The organism is Planotetraspora mira (genome assembly GCF_016863275.1).
GTDB lineage: Bacteria > Actinomycetota > Actinomycetes > Streptosporangiales > Streptosporangiaceae > Planotetraspora > Planotetraspora mira.
This window is the reverse complement of the sequence record NZ_BOOO01000017.1, coordinates 30,856-57,595: the sequence shown is the minus strand read 5'-3', so window position 1 is coordinate 57,595 and position 26,740 is coordinate 30,856. Positions and strand designations below refer to the sequence as shown.

28 protein-coding genes are annotated in these 26,740 nt (G+C 68.9%); 15 read left to right on the top strand and 13 right to left on the bottom strand.

Features of this window, described 5'->3' with window-relative positions:
- Window positions 1–2 precede the first annotated feature (2 nt).
- Entirely contained in the window at window positions 3–1,526 is a 1,524-nt protein-coding gene (exaC, locus tag Pmi06nite_RS16910; protein ID WP_203953970.1) for an acetaldehyde dehydrogenase ExaC, read from the bottom strand.
- Window positions 1,527–1,595: 69 nt separating this feature from the next.
- Here exaC and Pmi06nite_RS16905 point away from each other — a divergent pair, with 69 nt between their 5' ends.
- Window positions 1,596–3,299 carry a GAF domain-containing protein gene (locus Pmi06nite_RS16905; RefSeq protein WP_203953969.1) on the top strand — a complete coding sequence of 568 codons (1,704 nt, stop codon included), beginning with the start codon at window positions 1,596–1,598 and terminating at the stop codon, window positions 3,297–3,299.
- Here the strand turns inward: Pmi06nite_RS16905 and Pmi06nite_RS16900 are convergent.
- Together Pmi06nite_RS16900 and Pmi06nite_RS16895 are read right to left on the bottom strand one after the other, a co-directional pair.
- Window positions 3,235–3,864, bottom strand: coding sequence for a TetR/AcrR family transcriptional regulator (locus Pmi06nite_RS16900; RefSeq protein WP_203953968.1), 630 nt, complete (start codon window positions 3,862–3,864; stop codon window positions 3,235–3,237). The two genes, Pmi06nite_RS16905 and Pmi06nite_RS16900, sit on opposite strands and share 65 nt — an antisense overlap.
- A 96-nt stretch (window positions 3,865–3,960) precedes the next feature.
- Window positions 3,961–4,785 (bottom strand): SDR family NAD(P)-dependent oxidoreductase, encoded by an 825-nt coding sequence (locus tag Pmi06nite_RS16895; RefSeq protein ID WP_203953967.1) that lies wholly within the window; start codon window positions 4,783–4,785, stop codon window positions 3,961–3,963.
- Between the two features lie 269 nt (window positions 4,786–5,054).
- Here Pmi06nite_RS16895 and Pmi06nite_RS16890 point away from each other — a divergent pair, with 269 nt between their 5' ends.
- From Pmi06nite_RS16890 to Pmi06nite_RS16860, 7 genes are all read left to right on the top strand, one after another.
- On the top strand, window positions 5,055–5,477 hold the full coding sequence (locus Pmi06nite_RS16890) for a diol dehydratase small subunit (protein WP_203953966.1): 423 nt from the start codon (window positions 5,055–5,057) through the stop codon (window positions 5,475–5,477).
- Between the two features lie 33 nt (window positions 5,478–5,510).
- The gene (locus Pmi06nite_RS16885; RefSeq protein ID WP_275409573.1) at window positions 5,511–7,817 is read left to right on the top strand and encodes a propanediol/glycerol family dehydratase large subunit; all 2,307 of its coding nucleotides are present in this window, start codon (window positions 5,511–5,513) and stop codon (window positions 7,815–7,817) included.
- Between the two features lie 11 nt (window positions 7,818–7,828).
- Complete coding sequence (locus Pmi06nite_RS16880; protein ID WP_203953965.1) at window positions 7,829–9,676, top strand: diol dehydratase reactivase subunit alpha; 1,848 nt, start codon at window positions 7,829–7,831, stop codon at window positions 9,674–9,676.
- Window positions 9,677–9,679: 3 nt separating this feature from the next.
- On the top strand, window positions 9,680–10,078 hold the full coding sequence (locus Pmi06nite_RS16875) for a glycerol dehydratase reactivase beta/small subunit family protein (RefSeq protein ID WP_203953964.1): 399 nt from the start codon (window positions 9,680–9,682) through the stop codon (window positions 10,076–10,078).
- A 10-nt stretch (window positions 10,079–10,088) separates the two neighbouring features.
- Window positions 10,089–10,523 (top strand): GlcG/HbpS family heme-binding protein, encoded by a 435-nt coding sequence (locus Pmi06nite_RS16870; RefSeq protein ID WP_203953963.1) that lies wholly within the window; start codon window positions 10,089–10,091, stop codon window positions 10,521–10,523.
- Between the two features lie 151 nt (window positions 10,524–10,674).
- Window positions 10,675–11,319 (top strand): hypothetical protein, encoded by a 645-nt coding sequence (locus Pmi06nite_RS16865; RefSeq protein WP_203953962.1) that lies wholly within the window; start codon window positions 10,675–10,677, stop codon window positions 11,317–11,319.
- Window positions 11,320–11,518: 199 nt separating this feature from the next.
- Window positions 11,519–12,052 carry a DUF1707 SHOCT-like domain-containing protein gene (locus Pmi06nite_RS16860; RefSeq protein WP_203953961.1) on the top strand — a complete coding sequence of 178 codons (534 nt, stop codon included), beginning with the start codon at window positions 11,519–11,521 and terminating at the stop codon, window positions 12,050–12,052.
- A gap of 70 nt (window positions 12,053–12,122) precedes the next feature.
- On the opposite strand, the gene Pmi06nite_RS16855 is transcribed toward Pmi06nite_RS16860, so the two are convergent.
- Window positions 12,123–12,530, bottom strand: coding sequence for a DUF5959 family protein (locus Pmi06nite_RS16855; RefSeq protein WP_203953960.1), 408 nt, complete (start codon window positions 12,528–12,530; stop codon window positions 12,123–12,125).
- Between the two features lie 93 nt (window positions 12,531–12,623).
- On the opposite strand from Pmi06nite_RS16855, the gene Pmi06nite_RS16850 reads away from it, so the two are divergent.
- Window positions 12,624–13,316, top strand: a complete 693-nt coding sequence (locus Pmi06nite_RS16850; RefSeq protein ID WP_239113970.1) for a GNAT family N-acetyltransferase — start codon at window positions 12,624–12,626, stop codon at window positions 13,314–13,316.
- Window positions 13,317–13,436: 120 nt separating this feature from the next.
- On the opposite strand, the gene Pmi06nite_RS16845 is transcribed toward Pmi06nite_RS16850, so the two are convergent.
- Window positions 13,437–14,021, bottom strand: coding sequence for a TetR/AcrR family transcriptional regulator (locus tag Pmi06nite_RS16845; protein ID WP_203953958.1), 585 nt, complete (start codon window positions 14,019–14,021; stop codon window positions 13,437–13,439).
- Between the two features lie 91 nt (window positions 14,022–14,112).
- On the opposite strand from Pmi06nite_RS16845, the gene Pmi06nite_RS16840 reads away from it, so the two are divergent.
- Window positions 14,113–15,123, top strand: a complete 1,011-nt coding sequence (locus Pmi06nite_RS16840; RefSeq protein WP_203953957.1) for an NADP-dependent oxidoreductase — start codon at window positions 14,113–14,115, stop codon at window positions 15,121–15,123.
- 31 nt (window positions 15,124–15,154) lie between these two features.
- The gene (locus Pmi06nite_RS16835; RefSeq protein WP_203953956.1) at window positions 15,155–15,637 is read left to right on the top strand and encodes a nuclear transport factor 2 family protein; all 483 of its coding nucleotides are present in this window, start codon (window positions 15,155–15,157) and stop codon (window positions 15,635–15,637) included.
- 285 nt (window positions 15,638–15,922) lie between these two features.
- On the opposite strand, the gene Pmi06nite_RS16830 is transcribed toward Pmi06nite_RS16835, so the two are convergent.
- Together Pmi06nite_RS16830 and Pmi06nite_RS16825 are read right to left on the bottom strand one after the other, a co-directional pair.
- Window positions 15,923–16,264, bottom strand: coding sequence for a hypothetical protein (locus Pmi06nite_RS16830; RefSeq protein ID WP_203953955.1), 342 nt, complete (start codon window positions 16,262–16,264; stop codon window positions 15,923–15,925).
- Window positions 16,265–16,419: 155 nt separating this feature from the next.
- Complete coding sequence (locus tag Pmi06nite_RS16825) at window positions 16,420–17,322, bottom strand: alpha/beta fold hydrolase (protein WP_239113969.1); 903 nt, start codon at window positions 17,320–17,322, stop codon at window positions 16,420–16,422.
- 285 nt (window positions 17,323–17,607) lie between these two features.
- Between Pmi06nite_RS16825 and Pmi06nite_RS16820 the strand changes: the two genes are divergently transcribed.
- Entirely contained in the window at window positions 17,608–18,447 is an 840-nt protein-coding gene (locus Pmi06nite_RS16820; protein WP_203953954.1) for a pentapeptide repeat-containing protein, read from the top strand.
- Here the strand turns inward: Pmi06nite_RS16820 and Pmi06nite_RS16815 are convergent.
- The 6 genes from Pmi06nite_RS16815 to Pmi06nite_RS16790 form a co-directional block, all read right to left on the bottom strand.
- Complete coding sequence (locus Pmi06nite_RS16815; RefSeq protein WP_203953953.1) at window positions 18,441–19,253, bottom strand: glutamate racemase; 813 nt, start codon at window positions 19,251–19,253, stop codon at window positions 18,441–18,443. The genes Pmi06nite_RS16820 and Pmi06nite_RS16815 overlap by 7 nt on opposite strands.
- Before the next feature lie 278 nt (window positions 19,254–19,531).
- Window positions 19,532–19,945, bottom strand: a complete 414-nt coding sequence (locus tag Pmi06nite_RS16810) for a hypothetical protein (protein ID WP_203953952.1) — start codon at window positions 19,943–19,945, stop codon at window positions 19,532–19,534.
- Between the two features lie 51 nt (window positions 19,946–19,996).
- The gene (locus Pmi06nite_RS16805) at window positions 19,997–21,079 is read right to left on the bottom strand and encodes an LLM class flavin-dependent oxidoreductase (RefSeq protein WP_203953951.1); all 1,083 of its coding nucleotides are present in this window, start codon (window positions 21,077–21,079) and stop codon (window positions 19,997–19,999) included.
- 45 nt (window positions 21,080–21,124) lie between these two features.
- Complete coding sequence (locus Pmi06nite_RS16800) at window positions 21,125–21,781, bottom strand: NADPH-dependent F420 reductase (protein ID WP_203953950.1); 657 nt, start codon at window positions 21,779–21,781, stop codon at window positions 21,125–21,127.
- Window positions 21,774–22,295: a MarR family winged helix-turn-helix transcriptional regulator gene (locus Pmi06nite_RS16795; RefSeq protein WP_203953949.1), complete on the bottom strand. Its 522-nt coding sequence runs from the start codon at window positions 22,293–22,295 to the stop codon at window positions 21,774–21,776. The genes Pmi06nite_RS16800 and Pmi06nite_RS16795 overlap by 8 nt, the downstream gene beginning before the upstream one ends.
- 60 nt (window positions 22,296–22,355) lie before the next feature.
- Complete coding sequence (locus tag Pmi06nite_RS16790) at window positions 22,356–23,219, bottom strand: N-formylglutamate amidohydrolase (protein ID WP_203953948.1); 864 nt, start codon at window positions 23,217–23,219, stop codon at window positions 22,356–22,358.
- Window positions 23,220–23,399: 180 nt separating this feature from the next.
- Between Pmi06nite_RS16790 and Pmi06nite_RS16785 the strand changes: the two genes are divergently transcribed.
- The 3 genes from Pmi06nite_RS16785 (at window position 23,400) to Pmi06nite_RS16775 (ending at window position 26,709) form a co-directional block, all read left to right on the top strand.
- On the top strand, window positions 23,400–24,494 hold the full coding sequence (locus Pmi06nite_RS16785) for a hypothetical protein (protein ID WP_203953947.1): 1,095 nt from the start codon (window positions 23,400–23,402) through the stop codon (window positions 24,492–24,494).
- Between the two features lie 55 nt (window positions 24,495–24,549).
- On the top strand, window positions 24,550–25,731 hold the full coding sequence (locus tag Pmi06nite_RS16780) for a hypothetical protein (protein ID WP_203953946.1): 1,182 nt from the start codon (window positions 24,550–24,552) through the stop codon (window positions 25,729–25,731).
- A gap of 72 nt (window positions 25,732–25,803) precedes the next feature.
- The gene (locus Pmi06nite_RS16775; protein WP_239113986.1) at window positions 25,804–26,709 is read left to right on the top strand and encodes an aminoglycoside phosphotransferase family protein; all 906 of its coding nucleotides are present in this window, start codon (window positions 25,804–25,806) and stop codon (window positions 26,707–26,709) included.
- The last annotated feature ends 31 nt before the right edge of the window (window positions 26,710–26,740 follow it).

Below are 26,740 nucleotides of genomic sequence, written 5' to 3'. Positions count from 1 at the left end.
GATCAGAAGAACCCTTGCGCGTTCTGCGCGTACGACACCAGGAGGTTCTTGGTCTGCTGGTAGTGGTCGAGCATCATCTTGTGGTTCTCGCGGCCGATGCCCGACTGCTTGTACCCCCCGAAGGCGGCGTGCGCCGGATACACGTGGTAGCAGTTGGTCCACACGCGTCCCGCCTGGATCTCCCGGCCGGCGCGGTAGGCGGTGTTCCCGTCCCGCGACCACACCCCGGCCCCCAGCCCGTACAGGGAGTCGTTGGCGATCTTGATCGCGTCGTCGTACTCGTCGAACTTCGTCACCGACAGGACGGGCCCGAAGATCTCCTCCTGGAAGATCCGCATCTTGTTGTCGCCCTCGAACACCGTCGGCCGGACGTAGTACCCCCCGGACAACTCGCCGCCGAGATCCGCCCGCTCGCCTCCGGTGAGGACGCGGGCGCCCTCTTCCTTGCCGATGTCGATGTAGGAAAGGATCTTCTCCAGTTGGTCGTTGGACGCCTGGGCCCCGATCATCGTCTCGGTGTCCAGGGGGTGGCCCTGCCTGATCCTCTCCACCCGCGGGATCGCGTCGGCCAGGAACGACGAGTAGATGGACGACTGGATCAGCGCCCGCGACGGGCAGGTGCACACCTCGCCCTGGTTCAGCGCGAACATCGCGAAGCCCTCCTGCGCCTTGTCGTAGAAGGCGTCGCGCGCGTCCGCGACATCGCGGAAGAAGACGTTCGGGCTCTTGCCCCCGAGTTCGAGGGTGACCGGGATGATGTTCTCGCTGGCGTACTGCATGATCAGCCGCCCCGTGGTGGTCTCCCCGGTGAACGCCACCTTGCGGACTCCCCGGTGCTGCGCCAGCGGCTTGCCCGCCTCCACGCCGAACCCGTTGACCACGTTCACCACTCCCGGCGGGAGCAGATCGGCGATCAGTTCGAGCACCACGTGGATCGACGCGGGGGTCTGTTCCGCGGGCTTGAGCACCACCGTGTTGCCGGCCGCCAGCGCCGGGGCCAGCTTCCAGGTGGCCATCAGGATGGGGAAGTTCCACGGGATGATCTGTCCGACCACGCCCAGGGGCTCGTGGAAGTGGTAGGCCACGGTGTCGGGGTCGAGTTGCGAGATCGAACCCTCCTGCGCGCGGATCGCCCCGGCGAAGTAGCGGAAGTGGTCGATGGCCAGCGGGATGTCGGCCGCGAGGGTCTCCCGTACGGGCTTGCCGTTCTCCCAGGACTCGGCCACCGCGATGGCCTCCAGGTGCTGTTCCATCCTGTCGGCGATCTTGTTCAGCACCTCGCTGCGCGCGGCGGGCGAGGTACGGCCCCAGGCCGCGGCCGCGCCGTCCGCGGCACGCACCGCACTGTCGACGTCCTCGGCGGTGCCCCGCGCCACCACGGTGAACGTCCTGCCGGTCACCGGAGTGGGATTCTCGAAGTACCGTCCCTTGGCCGGCGGTACGTACTCTCCGCCGATGAAGTGATCGTAACGAGGCTGGAACGACACGACACTGCCGGCCTCGCCCGGCGCCGCATACCGCACCATGCGCCTGACCTCCCCAAACGCTGAATTATTCTGAAACCGGGGGATACGCCGAACGTAAGGAAATCGGCGTTGCAGCGTCGTTGCACGGGGGAGGCGCGGGCACGGCGCTGCTCGCCCGCTCTCGCCGGCACGGCTCCGGGCCGGGACGCGGGTGTGAACCCGGCCATCGTCGGTGGCGGCCGCCCTGACGCGCCCCTCAGGGTCGCCGCGGAGTGCACCATGGATCTCGAAATCGCTGGGATCACGGCGGCCGCGAGTCTGTCGCCGGATCCCGGAGCGCAGTTCCACCTGCTGCAGCAGGTCCGCGAGGCCGTTCTCAGCGGCGAGCAGCCGCCCGCCCCGCCCCGCCCGATGGTCTCCGAGTCCTGGCGGCGCTCGCTGGCCGCGCACGTGGACCCCGACCACTACCGCCCGCCGGTCGTCTACGGATCGGAAGAGGTGGCCGACGTGCGCTCGGCTCACCCGTTGCACGCGGTGGTGCCGCTGCTGCGCGAACTGCTCGTGGGCATCGCGGACGAGTCCCGGCACGTCATGCTCATCACTGATGCGGACGGCACGATCCTGTGGCGCGAGGGACCGTCGGACATCTGCCGGCGCGCGGATCCGATCGGGTTGCGCGAGGGCGTCCGCTGGACCGAGGACGCCATCGGGACCAACGCGATGGGCACCGCGCTCGCGATCGACGGCCCGGTGCAGATCTACTCCGCCGAGCATCTCGTGCGCACCTACCATCCCTGGACCTGCGCCGCCGCGCCCATCCACGACCCGGACACCGGGACGACGTTCGGCGCGATCGACGTCAGCGGGCCGCTCCACACGTTGCACCCCGCTGTGGTCTGCCTGGTCAACGCCGCCGCGCGACTCGCCGAGGGACACCTTCGCGATCTGATGGAGTCACGCGACGAGCGCCTGCGGGCCGCGAACATGCGGCACCTGACAGGGTTACGAGGTGAGGCGGGCGCACTGCTGACCAGGACCGGCCGGGTCGTCGCGGCCCAGCCGGAGATGCGGTGGCCCGGCCGGATCTCCGTCCCGCCCGGCGCCGATCGGGTCCTGCTCGACGGCGGACTCGAGGCGCTGGTGGAGCCGCTGCCGGAGGGCTATCTCCTCCGGGTTCCCCGTCCGGCGCGGGCGGCGGACCACCGGGCCAAGCTCTCGTTGTCGTTCCTCGGCGACCGGCCGGCGGCCGTGCTGGACGGCCGCGAGTTGCCCCTGACCCTGCGGCGAGCCGAGTTGCTCGCCGTGCTCGCCCTGCATCCCGCCGGCCTGACCGCCGAACAACTCGCGCTGCACCTCTACGGGGACGAGGGCAACCCCACGACGGCCCGTTCGGAGGTCCACCGGCTCCGGGCGCAGGTCGGCGAGTCCGTCATGGATCCCCGGCAGTACCGGCTGCGGGCGGACGTCGAGGCCGACTTCCTGGCCGTGCGGGCCGCGTTGCGGGCAGGCGACGTCCGGACGGCGGCGGCGGCCTGTCACGTGCCGCTGCTCGCCCGTTCCGAGGCCCCCGCGATCCGGGCGGAGCGCTACCAGTTGCTCGCGGCGCTGCGGTCGGCGGTCCTCGACCACCACGACCTCGAGGCGTTATGGACGTTCGGGCAGAGCGAGCCGGGAAGCGACGACCTCGAGGTGTTCGAACGCCTCGCAGGCGAACTGCACCCGCACGATCCGCGGCAGGCGGTCGCCGCGGCCAGGCTGGCCTGGCTGCTCACCGAGGACGACGAGGAGGAACGGTCGCCGGGGGAGGTGCGCCGCCGGGCGGCTGACCGGTGAGCGCGGCGACCCCCGCGGCCAGGGCGGCGCGCTGCCCGTCCGTCCAGGAGGCCGCGTCGCCCGCGTTCATGGGGTGACCGTGGGCCAGGGTGAGGATGTGGTCGAGAAGCTCCGCGGCCGGGAGGACGGCGCTGACGAGCCCGGCCGCCTGGGCCTGTTCGAGGGCTGCGGCCTTGTGGGCGAGGGCCGACCTGATCAGAGGCGAGGACCGCATGGAGTCCGGGCGTTCCAGGGTCTGCCACAACTCCAGCCGGACCAGGTGGGGGTTGGCGCGGTAGAAGTCGAAGACGCGCTGGGCGTACCCGGGCAGGTCGGCGGCGTCGAAGGGGACGGCGCTCTGGACGAGCAGGATGTTGTGTTCGAGGACGGCGTCGAACAGGCCGTCCTTGTTGCCGAAGTACGCGTAGATCATCCGCTGGTTGGCTCCGGCGCCGTCCGCGATGCGGGCGATACGCGCACCGGAGAGGCCGAGAGCGGAGAATTCCGCGGTGGCGGCGTCCAGGATGCGGCGTCGTGTCGCCGCCGCGTCCCGGGCGGACCGCGGGCCGCCGGCGTCAGGAGCCACTGGGGGCCACCGCGTGCCGCTCGCGCATGTCATCGATCATGGTGGGTCTCCCGTTCCCTGTCGCGCTTCGCCTGATCTGTGCAGTGATGCACGTGGTCACGCATCGGCGGATCGACTGAGATCCTCCCACCGGTCCAGCTCGGCGATCTTGCGCTCCTCGTTCTCGCGGATGCGGTCGAAGGCGGCGGCGGAGAGAGGAAGCCGGAGCGGCGGTTCCGGCAGTTCGAGCACGCCGAGCAGCACGTCCGCGGCGCGCCGCGGGCTCACGCCGTAGGCGGCGTCCGGATCGCCGTATCGCCTCAGCATCGGCGCCATGGCCTCCGCGTACGGCGCGCTGGGCTTCAGGAGCCTCATCGACGACGCCAGAGTCGTCGCCATGGAGCCCGGCTCCACGATCGTCACCTTCACCCCGAATGGCGCGACCTCGGCCGCCAGCGCCTCGGAGAATCCCTCCAGCGCGAACTTCGCCGTCACGTAGGCGCCCAGGCCGACGGCCGGCGCAAGCCGTCCGCTCACTGAGGACACCTGCACGACATGCCCGCCGCGCTGCTCCCGCAGGACCGGCAGAGCGGCCTTGGTCATGTGGACCGCACCCCACAGGTTGGTCTCCACCTGCGCCCGGAAGTCCTCCAGGCCGGTGTCCTCGATGGCGGCGATGTCGGAGTAGCCGGCGTTGTTGACCAGGACGTCCAGGCGGCCGAACTCCTCCACGGCGGTCCGGACGGCGGCGCCGGCGGCCTGCGGATCGGTGACGTCGAGGGGGACGGCGCGCGCGGCGCGCGGGTGCTCCTCCACCAGATCGCGCACGGCGGCGAGGTCGCGTGCGGTGACCACCACCTGGTGACCCCGCTCCAGCGCGGCTTCCGCCAGTGCCCTTCCCAGCCCCCGGGAACTGCCGGTGACCATCAGAGTCTTCTTCACTGCCCCGCCTTCACGTTGGTAAGTAACTGCATACTTACCAACCTACAACGGTGCCGGCGCGGCTCGTCACGGGGGAGTCCGTACGGCCTGGCACCTTCGGGACCTGCCACGACGGACGCCGGGGACGCAACGCCGTTGCAACGCGACGCCTCCTACCATTTCCTCGTTCGTCGACGCCTCCGTGAACTCATGGCCGTCGAGGCCTGAGACAGCGACGCCTCCCGTGGCATCGAGCCCGCAGAGTCGCGTGTGAAGGCAGGTACGAGTCGATGACCCCCGCCGAACTGGATCCGCAACACGACTACCCCCTGGCGTCCCGTCGGCCCGAGCTGATCAGGACCCCCACCGGCAAACGGCTCGACGAGATCACCATGCGGGCCGTCCTGGACGGCGAGGTCGTGGCCGAGGACCTCCGCATCGCGGCCGAGACGCTCCGGCTGCAGGCGCGGATCGCCGACTCCGTCGGCAGGCCGCAGCTCGGCCAGAACTTCCGCAGAGCTGCGGAGATGACGGCGCTGCCCGACGAGGAGGTGCTGCGGATCTACAACGCGCTCCGGCCGGGCGCCTCCACCAAGCAGGAACTCGCCGGCATCGCCGAGGAACTGGAGCGCGACCACTCCGCAACGCTGTGCGCCCGGCTGATCAGGGAAGCGGCCGAGGTGTACGAGCGCCGGGGCATCCTCGCGGGCTGACCACGCCGGAGGCGTCAGGAGATGGGAGCGTAGATGAAGGCCAAGAACGTCACGGGCGACCCGGGACGGGGAACCGCCCGGCGATCCAGGCGCACCGAGATCCTGGAGAACCGTCCCGTCAACCTGGACGGCTTCGTCGAGGAGTGGCCCGAGGTCGGCATGGTCGCCATGGACAGCCCCTTCGACCCGTCGCCGAGCGTGCGCGTTGAGAACGGGATCGTCGTGGAGATGGACGGGAAGGACAGGAAGGACTTCGACTTCCTCGACCAGTTCATCGCCGACCACGCGATCGACGCCGGCGCCGCCGAACAGGCGATGGCGCTGGAGCCCATCGAGATCGCGTACATGCTGGTCGATCCGAGGGTGTCGCGGGCCGACGTGCTGGCGGTTTCGCGCGGCCTCACACCCGCCAAGCTGCTCGAGGTCGTCAAGACCATGAACGTCGTCGAGATGATGACGGCCCTGCAGAAGATGCGGGCTCGGCGCACCCCGGCGAACCAGGCGCACTCCACGAGCGCCAGGGACAACCCGGTCCAGGTGGCCGCGGACGCGGCGGAGGCCGCGCTGCGGGGGTTCCGCGAGCTGGAGACCACACTCGGCGTCGTCCGCTATGCGCCGCTGGTGGCCATCGCCCTGCAGGTCGGGGCGCAGACCGGAAAGCCCGGCGTGCTCACCCAGTGCGCGCTGGAGGAGGCCACCGAGCTCGAGCTCGGCATGCGCGGCATCACGGCCTACGCGGAGACGATCTCGGTGTACGGCACCGAGCAGGTGTTCTGCGACGGAGACGACACCCCGTGGTCGAAGGCGTTCCTCGCGTCCGCCTACGCCTCGCGCGGGATCAAGATGCGGTTCACGTCGGGGACGGGCTCCGAGGTGCAGATGGGCAACGCCGAGGGCAAGTCCATGCTCTACCTGGAGGTCCGCTGCATCCTGGTCGCCAAGGGCGCCGGGGTCCAGGGCCTGCAGAACGGCTCGATCAGCTGCATCGGGGTGCCCGGCGCGGTCCCGGCGGGCATCCGCGCCGTGCTGGCGGAGAACCTGATCGCCAGCACCGTCGACCTCGAGTGCGCCTCCGGCAACGACCAGTCCTTCTCGCACTCCGACATGCGCCGCACCGCGCGGCTGCTGCCGCAACTGCTGTCCGGCACCGACTTCATCTGCTCGGGTTATTCCGGTGTGCCGAACTACGACAACATGTTCGCCGGATCGAACCTGGATCCCGAGGACTTCGACGACTGGAACACCATCCAGCGCGACCTGCAGGTCGACGGCGCGCTCCGGCACGTCCCCGAGGCGGAGATCCTCTCGGCCCGGAACCGGGCCGCGCGTGCGCTGCAGGGGGTGTTCGCCCATCTCGGCCTGGCGCCGATCACGGACAGGGAGATCGAGGCGGTCACCTACTCGCACGGCAGCAGGGAACTGCCGCTGCGGGACGTGCTCGAGGACCTGAAGGCGGCGCAGTCGGTCATGGACCGGGGCGTCACCGGACTCGACATCGTCAAGGGACTGGAAGCCGGCGGGTTCCCCGACGTCGCCGAGACCTTGCTCGGTGTGCTGAGGCAGCGGGTCTCCGGCGACCTCCTCCACACGTCGGCGATCCTGACGCCGGAGCTGACGACGCTCTCGGCCGTCAACGACCCGAACGACTACGCGGGGCCCGGCAGCGGATACCGCCCGGGCGGTGCGCGCTGGGAGGAGATGAAACGACTGCGGCACGTCGTGAGCGCCCGCGATCCGGAAGAGGGGACCGGCCCGTCGGCGGGCGCGGTCACCGGCAGGACGCTGAGCCTGAAGGAGAAGGGCCCCGCGAGGCCCGGGCGCCGCTCCGGCGAGGTGGTCATCGGCCTCTCCCCGGCGTTCGGCGACTTCTTCTCCAGGACGATCGTCGAGGTCCCGCACGCCGAGGTGCTGCGCGAACTGCTGGCCGGCGTGGAGGAGCAGGGGGTGCACGCCCGCGTCATCCGGGTCCGCGGCAGCTCGGACCTGGCGGTCATCGCACACACCGCGGCCAGGCTCTCCGGGTCCGGCATCGGAGTCGGCATCATGTCGCGCGGCACCACCATGATCCACCAGAGGGACCTGCTCCGCCTGTCCAACCTGGAGCTGTTCCCGCAGGCGCCCCTGATGGACCTGGAGACCTTCCGCAGGATCGGCCGCAACGCCGCCCGCTATGCGAAGGGGGAGTCGCCGGAACCGGTGCCCTCGCGCAACGACCACATGGCCCGCCCGCGCTGGCAGGCCAAGGCCGCGCTGCTGCACATCAAGGAGACCGAGTTCGTACAGCCGGGCGCGGAACCGGTGGAACTCGAGGTGCTGATCCGCATGCTCCACACCGGCTGAGGGACACGGTCATGTCCCTGGTGGTGGGAGTCGACATCGGCAACTCGACGACGGAGGCCTGCGCCGCGGAGATCGGTGAGGACGGGCAGGTCACCTACCTCTCCGCGGCTCTGGGCAGGACTTCGGGGGTGAAGGGGACCACGGCGAACGTCCCGGGTGTCGTCGAGGTGGTGCGCGGCGCGCTGGCCGCGGCCGGGCGCGATCCGGCCGACGTCCAGGCGGTGCTGGTCAACGAGGCCACCCCGGTGATCAGTGGGCTGGCCATGGAGACCATCACCGAGACGATCATCACCGAGTCCACGATGATCGGGCACAACCCCGACACTCCGGGCGGCGTCGGGCTGGGGGTCGGCACCACCGTGGCCTTCGCCGAACTGCCGGGATGTGCCCCGGACGACGCGGTGATCTGCGTCGCGGGGGCGGGCACGGACTTCGAGGACGTCGCGGCGGGGATCAACGCCGCCACCGCGCGCGGGGTCCGGGTCGCCGGCGCGGTCGTGCGCGCCGACGACGCCAACCTGATCGTCAACCGGCTCCGTGAGCCGATCCCGGTGGTCGACGAGGTCACGCTGGTGGACCGGGTGCCGCTGGGCATGCCGGCCGCGGTCGAGGTCGCGGAGCAGGGCCGCACCATCCGGACCCTGTCCAACTCCTACGGGATCGCCACGGTGTTCGGGCTCGACCCCGACCAGACCCGCCTGATCGCCCCCGTGGCGCGGGCCCTCGTGGGCAACCGTTCGGCCGTCGTGGTCCGCACGCCGGCGGGGGACATCACCGACCGCAGGATTGCGGCCGGCGGCCTCACCCTGATCGGCGAACGGGCGAAGCGGTCGGTCGACATGGACGCCGGCGCCGAGGAGATCATGGAGACGCTGCGCCGGGTTCAGCCGCTGGTCGACGCGGACGGCGAGCCCGGAACGCACGTGGGCGGAATGCTCGCCCGCGTTCGCGACACCATGGCGGACCTGACGGCGATGCCGCGCGATGCCGTACGCATCCAGGACGTGCTCGCCGTGGACACCTTCGTCCCGCAACGGGTCACCGGCGGCCTGGCGGGGGAGTTCGCGCTGGAGAACGCCGTCGCGCTGGCCGCGATGGTGCGCACCAGCAAGGGGCCGATGGAGTTGCTCGCCGCGCGGCTGCGCGAGGCGCTCGGCACCGAGGTGCTCATCGGCGGCGTCGAGGCCGACATGGCTCTGCTGGGCGCGCTCACCACCCCCGGGACGGCGAAGCCGGTGGCGATCCTCGACCTCGGCGGTGGATCCACCGACGCGGCGGTCGCCATGGAGGACGCCGAGGTGCGCTCGGTCCATCTCGCCGGCGCCGGCGACCTGGTCACCAGCCTGATCGACTCCGAACTCGGGCTGGAGAGCCGGGAGCTCGCCGAAGAGATCAAGAAGTTCCCGCTGGCGAAGGCGGAGAGCTTCTTCCACATCCGCATGGAGGACGGCACGGTCCGTTTCTTCGACGAACCCCTGCCCGCCGAAGCCTTCGCACGGGTCGTCGTCCTCGCCGATGCCGGGATGCAGCCGATCCGGACCAGGCACGGCGTGGAGAAGATCCGTCAGGTGCGCAGATCGGCCAAGCGGCGGGTCTTCGTGACCAACGCGCTGCGCGCGCTGGAGCAGGTCGCCCCGGCCGGTGACATCAGGCGGATCGGCTTCCTGGTCGTCCTCGGCGGCGCCGCGCTGGACTTCGAGATCCCCGACATGATCGCCGAAGCCGTATCGGAGTTCGGGATCGTCAGCGGCACCGGCAACGTGCGTGGTTGTGAGGGCCCGCGCAACGCCGTGGCCACCGGCCTGGTCGCCCGCCACGCCTCGGCGCGCGCGACGTGTGCGGCAGTGAGGTGCGGTTAGGCCATGGATCGAGAACCGCACTCCGGGCGGGCCGCAGAGAGCGGGCCCGGGCCCACGGGACGGAACCGGCCCGCGGTGGTGGTGCTGTGCCGTCCCGGAAACCTCCACTGCCTGCGTGAACTCGGCGCCGGCATGGAGGAGGAAGGGGTGCCGTTCCGGACCGAGGACGCTACGGGCGGCAGCGCGGTGGAGCTGGCCTTCGCCGCGGCCCAGGCGTCCAACCTGGACGTCGGGGTGGGGGTGGACGACGCGGGGAGCGTGTGCGTGCACCATGCGAAACTTCCGCCGGACATGCCCGCGCTGGCGGGCCGGGCGGCCGACGCCCGGACCCTGGGGCACAACGCGGCCAGGCTGGTCGTCGGCATTCCGTTCAAGGACGCGCCGGTCCGCACCGGTCAGTGAAGGAGGCACCATGGCGAACGTACGGCTCCGCCTCGCCGACGCCCGAGTCGTGCTGGAGGCCGCGCTGGGCAAGGCCGAGGAGATGGGGCAGCCCATGAACGTCGCCGTGGTGGACGGCGGCGGTCACCTGCTGGCGTTCGCGCGCCAGGACGGCGCGATACTCGCGAGCATCGACATCGCCGTCCGCAAGGCCCGCACCGCCGTGCTGATGGCGATGACGACCGAAAAGCTCGGAGTGTCCGCCGCGCCCGGCGGCCCGCTGTACGGCATCGAGGTGACCAACGACGGCTTGGTGATCTTCGGCGGCGGCATCCCGCTGACAGGGGAGGACGGCGAGGTCGCCGGCGGGATCGGGGTGAGCGCGGGAACCGTCGAGCAGGACGTCGCGGTCGCGACGGCCGGCGCGGACGCCTTCGGGAACGGCCTGGCGCAGCCGTCCGCCTGAAGGCCGTCGCGTCCGGCCGGATGTCGTGACGCCGGAGCGACGGGACACACGAGCGAAGAAGCGCGTGTGGATCTTCGGCGCGAAGTGTTCTCAATCACCTCCACATGCGATAGAAGATCAATTGCATCCCCTGACTCTTCTTGAGGTACATGTGAAGAAGCTCCTCCGACTTCTGGCGGCACCGTTCCTGGTGGCGGCCGTCATGGTCACCGCCCTCTCCGCCCCCGCCAGCGCCGACACTGCCGAAACCGACGCGGAGATCGCCGCTCAGTGGCAGACGGCCTGGGACACCTACGACTTCACCGACGTCACGCCGCCCCTCCCGGGCTCGGGCCGGAGCCGGGTCAAGACCAGCATCACCGTCAAGATCGACGCGCCGATCAAGAACGTGTTCGCCGCCTACTCCAACATCAACAACCACATCGGCAGGGCCGCGTTCCTCAAGCGGGTCGTCACCCACGACACCTACTTCTCCTGCGGCCTGCGGTACAACGACTTCACGGCCATCGAGGACATTCCGTTCGAGGGGACCGTCGTCTCCCTGAAGACGCACGCACAGCAGCGGATCGACCGCGACGACTACTCCTACGAGACGGACACCTGGTCGGAGCCCAACGTGGTCACGCACCAGAAGATCGTCTTCAAGAAGGTGAGCGGAGGTAAGACCGAGGTCACCGAGCGCCTCACCTTCGACGCGGACGCGTCGCTGATCGATTTCGTCGTCCAGAACGGCGTCGCGTCGCACCAGCAGACGCAGTCGGCCCTCAAGCAGGCGATCGAGAGCGGCCAGCTCTGACATGTCACCGGGCGGGGCCCGCTCGCCGAGCGGGCCCCGCCCGGCCTGACGCCTCAGCCCAGGCGGGGAGATCACTCCCTCGCGAGGCACCCTCATCCGAGGAACGCCGCGGGGCCGGCTCTGGGCATCCTCCAGGCCTTCTCCGAATCATGATCGGAATCGATGGCCGGGTATCGGTCGCCTTGCTAGCGTGCTTGCCATGTCGGATGATCTGCCCGATCTGCGGGCATCGCACGGGGACCGGGACCGTGTCGTGGACGCGTTGCGAATCGCCGCCGGCGACGGTCGACTCGATGCCGAGGAACTTGACACCCGGCTGGAGCGTGCGCTCTCGGCCCGGACGCTCGGCGAGCTGGCCGGACTCACCGCTGACCTGGTCCCCGTGGCCCCCGACGTACTCGTGGTCGAGCAAGGGGGCGGCAAGTACGTGAAGGAGGGGCCGTGGCGGGTGCCCGCGCGCATCAGGCTTCGCACCCAACACGGCCGAGTCACCCTGGACTTCACCCGCGCGGTGATCACTGCGAGTGTCCTGCGCATCGACGCGGAGATGGTGCACAGCAAGCTGTTCATCGTCGGCTCGCCGGGCATCGTGGTCGACGCCGACGGGCTCAACCGCACGTACTCCAAGGTCAAGCTTCTCTCCAAGGACGCCGTTGCCGATCCCCTTCTCCGCATCGAGCTCGTCGGCACACTCGTACACGCGAAAATCATCGAGCAGCGGCCTCGACGTTAGCCTGCGGCGCGGGCACCGTCAGCTGGGGAATCGGCTACTGATCTGCCCTCTGGGCACCGGCTTGTCCTTCTCACGCCGGCGGAATCGGATTCCAGACAGCCGTCAGGTCGTGGAGACGCCGCCGGTGGCTCGCAATCCAGTCCTCCGGAAGGTCTATCGGAACACGCACAGTGACCATGGAGCCTGACTCGTCCTCCACGACGACCTCTGGACAGTCGCGCTCGCCCGTGAGCTGGATGAAGATGGAAGGTCCTCTGCTCATGGCCATCCATGCGATGTCCTCACCGGCATCCAGTCTGTCCAGGGCGTCAGCCCACGCTTTTAGACTCAGGGCCGACAACGCGAGGTCGATGCGGCCACTCACAAAGGGGGTCGCGACGACTATCTCAGCCGCGAGCCCGTCAAACATGCGATGGCGGCCGAGAACCTTGATGTAGACGCTGTTGCCCTCGTCGTCGGCGAGAACAACCAGATCCATCGGAACAATCTGAGCCACAACTCTCCTCACCGGGATGTGTATGAGAAGGATCGTGGCCCACCTACGCTGTCAGCACCAACGCATTTTCACTGGGTGGCCGCCGCTGGTGTGCCTAGGCGGATCGCGCTTTCTCTGGATGCCGATCCGGCCGCAGCGCCGCCGCGCGATAGCGTTCCGTCTGTGCTTGAGAGCGGCGGGATCGAAGAAATCGGGCAAACCGCAGGGGCGTCCAACGTTGACCTTGGGCGCTCTCCTCGCGTGGTCTTGCGCCGCATCACCAGTCATGATCAAGACGAGTTTCTTGAACGGGTCCATGCCAGCGTCGGATTGAACCTGCCCGCGGCCCCGGAGGCGTTCCAGGCGTTCGTCAGTCGATTCGATGAAGGGCAATCCGCGGAAGGCTTGCTGGTCTGTCTGCGCGACACCGGTGCCATCGCAGGCAATGTCAACATCAACAGCATCATCCGTGGACGCTTCCAGAGCGGCTCGCTGGGCTACGCCGCCTTCGCGCCCTACGCCGGTCGCGGGTACATGTCAGAAGGCCTTGGCCTGGTGCTGCGCCATGCGTTCGAGGAGCTACGGTTGCATCGGCTGGAAGCGCAGATCCGGCCCGAGAACCAAGCGTCCATCAAATTGGTCCAACGCCACGGCTTCCGCTACGAGGGTTACTCGCCCGATCTCTTGTTCATCGATGGTGCGTGGCGAGGTCATGGGCGATGGGGCCTCACCAACGACATGCTTGGCATGGTTCCCGACACTCCGCATCCAACACAGCCGAACCATTGACACCGCTCGCCTGGCAAGCGTCGTCTCCGTGCCCGAACCCCTTCTACCTGATCTCCGCATGCACCTGAACACGTATGCGGGGGAGGGGAATCGAACCCGCACTGTCAGCTCAGGAATCGTCTACTGATCCACTCCCTCTGAGCTGGGAGACACGGGGTGCGGATTCGTCAGGATCGTGCCGGCGATTATGCCGAAGAGATGATCGGCGCGTGGCGCGAGCGAGGGTTGGTCGTTGAGCCATGCGAGCGCTCCGATCAGCGCGAACAGATCGGTGCCATCGATGTCGGTCCGTGCCATGCCCGCGGCCTGAGCGCGGGTGAGGAGCCGCGTGCCTGCCGCGCGCATCGTGACGCACGAAGCATGGAGTGCGGACTCGGTGTCTTCAATGGCGGCCATCATCAGCGCCGTAACGCCCCGATACTCATGCGCGCACGCGACGCAGTCGCGTAGCCACGAGACGAGAGCATCCTCGGGCGAGCTCGACGTTTCGAGTTCGTCCGCCCTTGTCGTGAGCTCGTCGAAACCCGTACGGAGCAAGGCCTCGAGCAAGGCCTCTCGCGTCGGGAAGTGACGGTACAGCGTGGCGAGCCCGACGCCGGCTCTGCGGGCGATATCGCGCAGCGATGCGTCGGCGCCCTCCTCGGTCACGACGGCGCTCGCGACCGCGAGTAGCTGGTCGTAGTTCTTCCTGGCGTCAGCTCGCATATGCCCACCTTGACAATCGGAGCAGTGCTCCACATAATCGGAGCACTGCTTCGTTTAAGGATAGCCAATCTACACTGATCAAGGGGAAGCGATGCCGACGAACACGATGAAGGCGATCCGGCTGCACGAGTTCGGTGGTCCTGAGGTGCTGCGTCACGACGAGGTGCCGATTCCCGAGCCGAAGCCGGGTGAGGTGCTCATTCGCGTTCACGCGGTCGGCGTCAATCCCCCCGACTGGTACGTGCGCGAAGGAATGCCCAACGTGCCTCCTGCGATGAGGCCGCCTTTGAGCTTGCCCGCCATTCCGGGGACGGACGTGTCGGGCGTCGTCGTGGCCGTTTCCGCGGACGTAGACGGCCTCTCCGTCGGTGATGAAGTCTTCGGCCTCCTTCGCTTTCCCGGCCTCGAGGGCAGCGCATATGCCGAGTACGTCGCCGCGCCCGTGTCAGACCTCGCACGCAAGCCGGCTCACATCGATCACGTGCACGCCGCAGGGGCGCCTATGGCAGGGCTCACCGCGTGGCAGTTCCTGATCGAGCTCGGACACGATCATCCGTCGCCCTTTCAAGCGGCACAGCACCGACCGATGGCACTGAACGCCGAGACGACGGTGCTCGTCAACGGCGCCGCGGGCGGAGTGGGGCACTTCGCGCTACAGCTGGCGAAATGGAAGGGTGCACGCGTCATCGCGGTGGCATCGGGCGTGCACGAGCCGTTCCTACGCGAACTCGGCGCCGACCAGTTCATCGACTACTCCAAGAGCCGTCCCGAGGAAGTCGCGCACGACGTTGATCTCGTTCTCGATACCGTCGGCGGTCCCGACAGCAGTCGTTTCCTGCGCACGCTCAGGCGCGGCGGCGCGTTGTACCCGGTGTTCGTCGCCGAATACGACCCCGAAGAGACCGCGAAGCTAGGCGTCACGACCTCGGGCACCCAAGTGCGCTCGAACGGCCCGCAACTCGCAGAACTCGGACGCCTGCTCGACGCGGGCACGCTTCGCGTCGCCATAGACAGCACGTTTCCGCTTGCGGATGCTCGAAGGGCGCATGAACGAGCCGCTCGTGGCCATATCCAAGGCAAGATCGTGCTCACGGTCGCATGAGGACGAGCCGTTCACGCCTCCGAGGTTCGACATGAAGACGACCGCGGCCCCCGGCTGGGGGAGCACCTACCTCACCGCAACGCCTGCGGGAGACGTGGATCTCCACCCTGCGGAGCAGTTCGCCGTCCAGCAGACGCTGGCGCGCTACGCCTTCGCCTTGGATCAGCAAGACCTGGTGGCGTTGGAGAGCGTCCTGACTGAGGACGCCACCTGGACGTTCACGATCGCCGGCGAGGTCGACCTCGGCCCGTTCGTCGGACGCGCGGCAATCCTCGACTTCGTGCGAGATGCGATGGACGCGCAGACCGATCAGCGACGGCACAACCTCATCAACATCGTCTTCCACAGCGCGGACGCCGGCACGGTCGAGGTGCGGGCCTACCTGATGCTGACCTCGAACGCGGGCGGAAGCCCGAGCGTGATCACGACCGGCTTCTACACGTTCAGGCTGCAGCGCGCCAAGAGCGAGTGGCGTATCGCGAAGCTGTTCCTCGGTATGGACAACGCCGAGTAGTAGGCGATCATCGAGGTTCCTCCGCCATGCTGATCGCCGAATTAAGTCATGCCCGCGCTGCTACACCAATGGCGTGCAGCATGGACACCTTCGGCAAATCCGTGATCCCGCGCCATCTTGCCCGTCCACATTTCAAAGGCGGCTTCCTCGGGAGCGAGTACAGCCGCCAACGCCTTGTCGTACGAATTCAGTCCTCGACGATGCCCCGTCGACTTCCGGGGCTGCAACGTTTGTCACCGCCTCCGCATCCGCCCAGGGCCTTCGGCAGCTCGGCTCCCCGCCGTCCTAGAGCCAAGGGACACCTACTCTCCAGATCCACAGCACACCCAACGTGCCTGCGAACCACCCAGCGAAAGCGGCCACCGTGCCGGTGACCATCGCCGAGCGCACCCGACTCACAGTCATGACGGCCAACGCCACCAGCGATCCGGGCAGGCTGACGAGCAGGAGCAGCACACCGACAATCACGGCGAACATGAAGATGTCTGTTCTGGACGTCCTCCAGCACTCCAGCGTCTTAGCGGTACACGACCGGAGCGGTTCGGACTGGTCATCCACCCCCACCGACAAGAACAGAATGACGACTGCCATCGCCACCGCAAAAGCTCCCGCGTACCAGGTGGCCATGACTCTCAGCCCTCGACGCACCGGGACAGGTCTCGTCGCTCTATCCTGCCGAACCCGTGCGTCATCCATGGCGGTCAACGTACCAACCAGTGAAGCCGGCGGGTCATCGAGGTCGTCGGCCACCTTGGCGACAGTGACGTCGTGTCCACCCGCTGTCAGCCGGTCAGCGAAACCGTCTCGGCGCGCTGGACGAGGTTCGTGATCAGGGAGGCGAACTCGGGCCACAGTTCGCGGGGCAGGCTGTGGCCCATGCCGTCGATGATCACCAGTTCGGCGCCGGGGACGGCGGCGGCGGTGGCGCGCCCGCCGCTGACATCGCACATGATGTCGTCGGCGCCGTGGATCACGAGGGTGGGCACCCGCAACGAGCGCAGCCGCGCCGTACGGTCGCCCGAGGCCAGGACCGCGACGGACTGGCGCGCCATGCCCAGGCGGTCGCGATCGCGGTCGTAGGAGCGTCCGGCCCGATCGGCCACGGCGGCCTCGTCGAACTCGAACCCGGGGGACCCCACCGCCCGCAAGGCCCGGACCTGCCAGTCGATGAAGCCCTGACGGTCCTCGGGCGGTGCTCCCAAGTCGCCCAGCTTCGTGAAGTCGGCCTGGCCCACACCGCTCTCCCCGGTGGTGGACATCATCGACGTCAGCGACCGGACACGGTGGGGATGTTCGATCGCGATCGTCTGGGCGATCATCCCGCCCAGGGACGCGCCGACGATGTGGGCGCCGCCGTACCCGAGGACGTCGAGCAGGCCGACGGTGTCGGCCGCCATGTCCGACAGCGTGTACGACGCCGACGACACGTCGCCGGCCATCGCCGCCTGGAGATCGGGCACCGGCGCGTCGGGAAAGTGTGACGACCGGCCGGTGTCGCGGTTGTCGAACCGGATCACCTGAACGCCCCGGCCGGCCAGTTCGGCGCAGAAGCCGTCCGGCCAATTGATCATCTGTGCGCCGCCACCCATGATCAGAAAAACGGGCGGCGCCTGGAGGTCACCGAGACGCTCATAGGTCACCTCGATTCCTGACGGGCCGACATTAAGTGCTTTGTCTTCGCTCACCGATACACCATCTCCTCTCTAGGGCAGGCATGAACATACATGCATTTTCCGCGTCCGCAAATGGAATTCAATGAATTAATGGAAATGGACAACAGGAAAATAAAGATATATACTCAAAGTGGCAAAGTGAATGGGAAACGTCGCGGCGACCGCCGCCCGGTTCGAATGTGAAATCTGTACGGACGCTCGTGCGAGTTACGCGACATGCCGACGCCGGAACGTTCACGGGTCCGATTCCGATGCACGGTCATGCGTCGTTCCCCTGTGCTCGTCACCCTCACGGTCGTGGTCGTCATCGCGGCGTTCCTCGGCTGTCTCATGTTCCTGCCGGCCTGGCTGGTCGAGCACGCCGTGGGGGAGCGCGCCGCGGCGGCTCTCACGGCGGCCGACCGGCTCCAGGCGGAGAACGACGTGCGCTCCACCCTGCTGCAGGGACTCGGCGGTCTGCTCGCGCTCGGGGGCATCGCTCTGGGCGCCGCGGCGACGATGCGCCAGGTCCACATCAGCAGGGAGGGGCAGTTCATCGACTTGTTCACCAAGGCCATTGAGGACTTGGCGAGCGACAAGCTGTCCGTCCGGCACGGCGGGGTCTATGCGATGGAGCAGATCGCGGAGACGGCGCCGCACTATCGGGGACACGTCGCGGCGTTACTGGCCTCGTTCGTCCGGCAACAAGCGCCGTGGCCAAAAACAGCATCCGCCGATGCCGATGCCGTTCGGCCCGCGCATCATGCCGAGCTCCCTGACGATGTGGCCGGCGCGATGGGGGCCCTGGCACGTCGCACCATGGTGCTGCCCGGGACCGGAATCGAATTGGAGAAGGTCGACCTGCGCGGTGCGGAACTGAGCCGATTCGACCTCAGCGGCTTCTGCTTCGCGGACGCCAATCTCGCGGACGCGAAACTCGCCGCCTGCGATTTGACGGACACCACCTTCTCCGGCGCCGGCCTGAGAGGGGCCGATCTCAAAGGGGCCCGGCTGACGAGGGCCGACCTACGCGGCGCGGATCTGACCGGGGCGGATCTCAGCGACGTCGTCGGCCTGGAAACCGTCATCACCGACAGCCTCACCACAGGCCTGCCCGCGGACCTCGGCGTGCGCGTGCGCGCCGCGGACGATCAGTGACCAGGTGTGCGGGCGGCGGCGATCGGCAGGAGGTGACGGGTGATCCGCTCGCCTGAGGCGATGGCGCGACCGAGGGGGAACGCGTGTGCGCTCGCGGGCAGTTCCCCGGCATGACCGCTGAGCAGGACCTCGATGGTCCCGAGACCGGAGTCGGGCCGCTCCGGCAGGTCCAGTCGCCTCAGAGTCTGGCGAGCCACCGCCTCGGCGCTGTCATAGAGAGTGGAGACGGCGGGCAGGCCGGCCGCGATCTCCGCACTGACCAGCGGGTAGTGGGTGCACCCGAGGACGACCCCCGTGCAATGCTCAGGCGTTCGTCTCGCCGCGGCGGCGATGGCCTCGTGCACTGCCGCGAGGTCTCCGCGCTCCACTGCCTCGGCGAGCCCGAGGCACGCCACCCGTTCGACCGATTGCCCGTTGGCGAAGGCGCCGATCAGCCGGGCCTGGTAATCGCTCGCGGTGGTCGCGGCGGTGGCCCACACGGCGAACGGCTCGCCGGCCGCGGCCGCCGGTTTCACCGCGGGCACCGTTCCCACCACCGGCACCCCGGGCTCGAACATCGCCCGCAAAGCTTCCAGGGCCGTGACGCTCGCGGTGTTGCACGGGACCACGATGGCGTCGATCTCCATCTCGGCGACCGCCTCCGCCGCCGTCAGGACACGTTGGGTGATGGACGATTCACTGCGCGGCCCCCATGGCATGCCTTCGGGATCCATGCACAGCACGAGGTCGAGGTCAGGACGGAGATGCCGAAGCCATCCCGCTGTCGGGAGCAGCCCCAACCCGGAGTCGATCAACGCAACAGCCATGCCGTTCAACATAGCGGTGCGTCACGAGACCTCGGCCGGGTGCAGGTGGATGGGCGAGTCCCGCTGCACAGGAGGTCGAGGCACGCGGGTGGGGCAAGGCGCCGCCGCTTTCGTTCCTCATGGAATCTCGGACGACTTCCGTGAGAAAACGAAAAGCCGCGGCTTGTCGACGACGGCTGTGGGAGCGACCGGCCACGGCCGGGGTGGCAAGAGCCGGGTGGCCGGGCGCCGAATGCCCATCGATCCCGCCGTGCCGTCGCTCGTGGCCACGCACCTGGTCAGGGCTTGAAACCCTTCTGGTCACACCGTTGGCTGAGCGACACCATGAAGAACCCGACGGCTGCCCCCGCAAGCTGGACGTTCGGCTCGCGGCTCGGGTCGGCCGCCAGTTTGTCCAGCTCGTCCTGGTAGGTCTGGCTGCCGCTCTTGATGTGGGCGAAGCTGGTCTGGAGATCCTTGTCGTCGGTCTGCAACGCCGCGACTCGGGCGAGTGCCTCGGCCTTCTGCTTGCCCTCCGCGGCCGAGACCGGGGCGCCGCGGTTCAGTGCCCACTGCTGGGGGTCGATCTTCGCGTCCTTCAGGATGGTGAAGGCCTCGGCGCAGGTGTCGGCGGGACTGGGGCCGCCGCAGGCTGTCAGGGAGGCTGTGAGGACGGCCGATGAGGCGAGGACCGCGATCAGGCGCGTATGCATGGCGCCAGGATGATCGTCAGTCACGCGCCCCGTCAAGACGGGGCCGGCCCCTCACGCCAGGAGTTCGCGGACGCGCGGGGCGACCTGTGTGCCGTAAAGCTCGATGTTGGTCATGAGCGCCTCATGCGAGAGACCGCCCATGGCGTATTTCAGGTCGAAGCGGTTCGCTCCGAGCGCGGTGAGATTCGCCGCGATCTTCTGCGCGACGGTCTCCGGCGACCCGACGTAGAGCGCGCCATGAGGCCCGATCTCGTGGAGGAAGGACTGCTTGGTCGGGACCGCGAATCCGCGGGTCTTGCTGACGTGGCGGATGACCTCCAGATAGCGCGGCCAGAACTCCTCACGGGCCTGCTCATCGGTGGCGGCGACGTGTCCGGGCGAGTGCACTCCGATGGGGAGGGCGGGGCGTCCGAACTTCTCCAGGGCCTGGTGGAACAGCTGGGAGTACGGCGCGAAGCGCGCGGGCGAGCCGCCGATGATCGCGAGCATCAGCGAATATCCGTAACGTGCCGCGCGGACGACCGACTGCGGGCTGCCGCCGACGCCGATCCACGCGGGGAAGGGCCCGGACTCGATGTGCGGCACGACGTCCTGGTCGCGGAGGGGGGCGCGCATCTCGCCCTCCCAGGTGACCGGTCCGCCTTTCAGCAACTCGGCGAACAGTTGGGACTTCTCCTCGAACAGGGTCTCGTAGTCGGACAGGTCGTAACCGAAGAGCGGGAACGAGTCGATGCTGGAGCCACGCCCGAGGATGACCTCCGCCCTGCCGCCGGAGACGGCGTTCAGCGTGGAGTAGCGCTGGAACACCCGGACGGGGTCGTCCGAGCTCAACACCGTGACCGCGGATCCGAGGCGGATGCGGGTCGTACGCGCGGCGATCGCGCCGAGGACCACGTCGCCGGCCGACAGGGGGAAGTCGCCGGTGTGGTGTTCGCCGATTCCGAAGAAGTCCAGGCCGACCTGGTCGGCGAGGACGCCTTCTTCGACGATGTTCCGGATCGTCTGGGCATGCGAGAGCGGGCGGTCGTCACCGTCATGGGTGACATCGCCGAAGGTGTCGAGGCCGAGGACGAGGGGGAACGTCGCGGGTTCGCCCGCGGACGCCTGTCCGGCGGGTGACGGTGTCGTGGTCACGTCGAGTCTCTTTGTCTGGTCGTGAATCGGGAGAGGGTGATCGCTTCAGGCGGCTTCGAGGGAAACGGCCCGCACGAACTCGGTCCGGCGCATCGACGCGCCGAAGACGGGGCCGCCGGGCTCGAAGAGGCGGCCGGAGCTCAGGCTCTCCAGCCGGACGGCGTCATAGCCGATGCGCTCGATGACCTCCGCCACGAGGTCCACAGCGCCCGGGTCGTCGCCGGCGACGCCGAGGGCACGGCGTTCCGGCGAGCCCGCCGGCCGGCGTTCCTCTTCGAGTTCGTGGTAGCCCTTGTGATTGAAGGTCTTCACGACCGTCGACTCCGAGAGCCGGTGCTGAACGATCTCGCTGCTGCCGTACCGGCGGTCCTCGAACATCGTCTGAACGCCGTCGGTGGGCGGCCAGTAGTTCATCGTGTCGATGACCAGCTTGCCGGCCACCAGGGCGGGGTCGAAGCTCGCGAACCTGTGCAGCGGGATCGCCAGCACCACGATGTCGGCTTCCCTGACGGCGTCGGCCGCCCATCGTGGCTCGGCTCCCGGCGCCAGGATCTGGGTGATGAGCGCGATCCTCTCGGGATCGCCGGAAGCCGAGATCGTCACGTGGTATCCGGCCTCGATCGCGACCCGTGCGATCACCGGGCCGACGTGCCCGGCGCCGAGCACGGCGATGCGTGGCGACGGCATGGCCCTGTCAGACATGGAGATCCTCTCGGGTGATGGCGGCGGCCTGTTCTGGGTGGAGGTGGTTCTGCAGGGTGCGCAGGATGTCGTCGAGCGCCTCGAACTGCGCAGGCGTCAGGGCGTCGGCGAAATGCTTCTTTATGGCCAGCGCGTGGGGTGCGGTCGCACCCCGGAACATCCGCGCTCCGTCCTCCGTCAGCGACACCTCGGCGCCGCGGCTGTCGGTGGAGCAGTCGTCGCGGCGGATCAGGCCGCGCCGCTCCATCCGCCCGAGATGATGGGACAACCGGCTGCGCTCCCAATCGATCTCCGCCGCGAGCTCTGATGACCGCAGCCGCCCGCCGTTCGCCTCGCTCAACGCCAGCAGCACGTGATAGTCGGCCGGTGAGACTCCCGAATCGCGCAGTAACTGCGCTCCCAGGATTCTGCGGAGCTCGGCGGTCGTGTCGACCAGCGCCCGCCAGATCGCGAGCTCGCCCACCGACATCCGCCGCCGGGTCGCCGCGCTGGTCACGCGGCCGTCGTCTCTCATGATCCGCACCTCATCTCATTGACGCGTCAACCATAATTAAGCATATGATTGACGCGTCAATCAAATTGGGTCCGGGTGCGGTGCGGCGGATGACACCGTGTCGACGAGGCCGGCCAGCGCCGTGGCGAGACGGCCGACGCCGTCGGTGGGCGGCCCGCCGGGCTCGCTCATGTAGGTGTCCCGGCGGATCTCGATCATGAGCGCGGTGACCGCCCGCCGCAGACCGTAGTGCTTCAGCGGCACGTAGCAGCCGGCGAAGGGGGTGTCCAGGTCGATGTCGCCGAAGCCGGCGAACGCGTCGCGGGCGGCGCGCACCAGCTCGTGCGGGGTGTGGAAGGGGTCCGTGCCGAGGCAGATCGCGGGGCGTGGGCCGTCGCCGTGCAACTCGTACGGCAGCGGCCGGCTGGGATAGGAGTGCACGTCGATGACGACGGCGTGGCCGGTGGCGGCCAGTCGCGCGTCGACCAGGTCGGTCATGGCGGCGGCGTACGGCCGGTAATGCCAGGCCAGGAGACCCTGGTCGCGGGCGTCGTCGTCGAAGCGAAGCCGTCGGCCGTGCGCGGTGCGGGTGTAGACAGCGGCCATGCCGGCGGCGCGCATCTCCTCACGCGCGTCGGGAAAACGTTCGGGATCCACCACCAGCCGGGAGTACCGGTTCTCCAGAAGCCATGGCGTGCGGGTGGCGGCGGCCGCGGCCCGGGCGGCGATGAGCCCGGTATGGGCGTCGGTCATGTGGTCCAACTCCACGGCGAGGGCGTCGTCGTCGAGGAGGATGCTGTGACGGGCGGAGGCGGTCAGGGCGCGGGAGCCGTGCGGAACGTGCAGAACCACGGCGGAGGTCGGCGCGCCCGGCAGCACGCGGTAGACCGGTTCGACGGCATCGTCCGGGATGCCGTCTTGATCGAAGCTCCGGGGGCTCGCCACGGGTTCACCGTACCCGTCCTGACCGCCGCGTCCTCTGGACGAGGCGGTGATCAACGACCGGGGGAGCGCGTCGTCGCGCGCCGGGCCCGACGTGCGCGTGGAGGACACGGATCCGGGATCGCGCCGTCAGCCGTCGTAGGGTTCGGACGGTAGTCACACTCCTTTCTCCCCGGAGCACCGATGAACGTGAGCGCGCAGTCGCACAGATCCCCCTCGGCCTGGCGCGACGTTCGTCGTCACCTCAACGAGCACCGTCACGAGCTGGCCCAAGCGGCCGACCGGCTCTATCCCGATCTGCCCAAGGTCGGATCGACGCACCTGCTGACCCGGCAGGCATGGACGCCGGCTCAGCCCCTCGAGCTTCATCGGATCGGCCTGCGATGGATGGACCGGCCTTCTCCCGCGGCCGTGACCGGTCGCGAAGCGGAAGCCGGGTCCGTGCTCCCGCCGGGCATCTCGTCGTACGCCCAGGCGATGGAGGCTCTGGACAGGCCCCGGCTGTTCGAGAACCGCACGTGCTACCGCCTGCTCGACGTGGCCTGGCCGGAGATGAGCTTCACCCGCGGCCACTACTTCGACGGCATCGACGTCGGCGAGACCGTCGCCCACGAGTTCGCGGCGGCCCGGCTTCTGAACGAGACCGGGCTGCCTTTCCGCGGGCTCGTCGCCGACCCCACCGACCTGCGTTCCCGGGTCGCGCTGCCCGCGGTGTCCATGCTGACGTTGCGGCGCGACAGCCACACCGGAGCCATGACGTTCGTGCTCCACTGGCGTGACCCCGCCCGCGTCGCGCACGGGGGAGGGCTCTACCAGGTCATGCCCGTGGGAGTGTTCCAACCGGCCGAGGAGGACCCCCACGCGGAGACCGCCGACTTCGACCTGTGGAAGTGCGTGGTCCGCGAGTACGCCGAGGAGTTCCTCCAGCGATCGGAGGTGTACGGCGACGCCTTCGACTACGAGACCTGGCCGCTCTACCGGCAGTTGACCGACGCCCGCGAAGACGACCGGCTGCGGTCCTTCGTCCTGGGCGTCGGAGTGGACCCCCTCACCTTCGCCACGGACATCCTGGCGGTCACGGTGATCGAGGCGAGCACCTTCGACGCCGTCTTCGGCGACATCGCCACCTCGAACGAAGAAGGACGGGTCGTCGGGGCGAAGGGCATCCCGTTCGATGACGACTCGGTGAGCCGGTACGTCCATCACGAGCCGATGCAGGCGGCCGGCGCGGCCGTTCTCGAACTCGCGTGGAAGCACTGCAGAACCCTCGTCTCCTGACCACGCTCCCCCATATGATCGCGGACCAGGACGATCTCCCCCGGAGGACAGAGCCGTGATCTTCATGAGGTGGACGGGGCTCGGATGCCTGATGCCGTTCCTCGTGGTCGCCATGGTCTTCGGCGGCGTGGCCGCCGGGTGGGCGCTCACCGGAGGCGACGACGTCCGCGTCGCGATTCTGGCCGGGGCGGGCCTGATGGTGCTCCTGTCACCGCTGCACTGGCTGTTCGGCCTGGCGGTCAACTCCGAGCGGACGCCCGCGGGACGTAGGTGGCACGACGGCCACACCTACTTCGACCAGCCGGTGCAGTACGGGTTCGCCCCCCAGTTGGTGCTCGCGCTGATCCTCGGATCGATCGCGCTCGGCCAGCTGAGCTCTCCGCTGTACGGCTGGCTGTTGTTCGGCGGCGTCCCGGCGGTGGCGCTGGTGGCCTACGGGCTCCTTGACAAGGAGCGCCGCCTGGGCCCGGTGAGCAACCTGGTCGTCGGCTACGCGCTGGTGGCGCTGGTGATCGGGGCGATCGCGGTCGGCCGGACGGTGGGCACCCTGTACGGCTGGCTGATGTTCGGCGGGGCCCTGCTCGTCGCGCTGATGGTCTACATCAGGATCGGCTCGCGGCGGCGACTGCGCAGTGTCGCCGACCGCAAGGAGTTCGCCGCGAGACACGGCTGGCTCTACAAGGACGACGGCGGCGACCTGACGCTGCGCTGGCGGGACCTGTACGGCAACAAGAAGGCCTTCACGATGGGCTCGTTCGGGGTCCTGGCAGGCGAAGTGGAGGGGCTCCCGTTCACGGCGTTCGACAGCGAGCCGGGCGGGCCGGAAACGCGCCGGACGTACTGGGCTGTCCACCTGCCGGTCGCCTACCCGCGCGTCCAGGTGCTCTCGGCGCGCGGGAGCAGACCTGACGACCTGTTCTCCGCGTTCGCGAACGGCGTCCCGGCCGCGACGCCCGACGATCTGCGCGCCGAGACCGCCGACGCCGCGTTCGGGCAGGCGCTGCTGACGCCGCAGGTTCGCTCGGCCACGATGGCGTTCGGGCTGGTCGGCTGGCGGATAGAGGGCCGCGACCTGATCCTGGAACGGTGGAGCGCCAAGCCGCACACCGCCGACGAGGTCGCGCAGGTCGCCGCCCGCCTGGCCGGGCTCGCCCGCCAGTTCCCCATCGACCTCGTGGGCCGGTTCGGCGCCGAGCCCAGCACCGACGTCCCCCTGCGTAAGGCCGGGTCCGCGTGAAAGCGTGAAAGCGGCGGGATCGAAAAGACGTTGCGGGACAAGACCGAGACGCGGAACGCTGCCGGTGTGAAGATGCACGCCGACCAGTTGACGGTGTCACCGGAGACGGTGCGCACCTTGGTGGACGAGCAGTTCCCCGAGTGGGGGAGCCTGCCCGTCACAGGGGTCGCGGCCCATGGGACGGTCAACGCCATCTTTCGCATCGGCGACCGCTTCACGGCTCGGTTTCCTCTACAGCCCGAGAACGTCGACTCGACGCGGCGCCGGCTGGAGTCCGAAGCGGAGGCGGCCCGCGAGCTGGCAGGTCGCACGCGGTTTCCCACGCCCGAGCCGGTCGCGCTGGGTGAACCCGGCGCGGGATACCCGCTTCCGTGGTCGGTGCAGACATGGCTGCCCGGCGTCGTGGCCACCGACGAGGACCCGGGCGAATCAGTCGCGTTCGCCCACGACCTGGCTGATCTCATCCGGGACCTGCGCGCGATCGACACGCGTGGCCGCACGTTCGCCGGCAAAGGCCGGGGAGGCGACCTTCAATCCCACGACGCGTGGATGGAGACCTGTTTCAAGCACAGCGAACAACTCCTGGACGTTCGCCGGCTCCGCCGGATGTGGGAGAACCTTCGAAGCCTGCCGCACGAAGCGGCCGACGTGATGACCCACAGTGATCTCATTCCCGGCAACGTTCTCGTGTCCGCCGGCCGGTTGGCCGGGATTCTCGACATCGGCGGCTTCGGACCGGCCGACCCTGCCCTCGATCTCGTGAGTGCCTGGCATCTGGTTGAGGCAGGACCGCGGGAGGTGCTCCGCCTGGACCTCGAGTGCGACGATCTCGAATGGGAGCGAGGCAAGGCGTGGGCCTTCGAACAGGCGATGGGGCTCGTCTGGTACTACCGCGAGACCAACCCGGCCATGAGCCGGATGGGCCGGCGCACCCTGGAACGCATCCTGGCGGACGGCGGTCCTCGGCGACCCTCGTGATGCGTCGTCGCCAGGGCGAACGTCGCCTGGC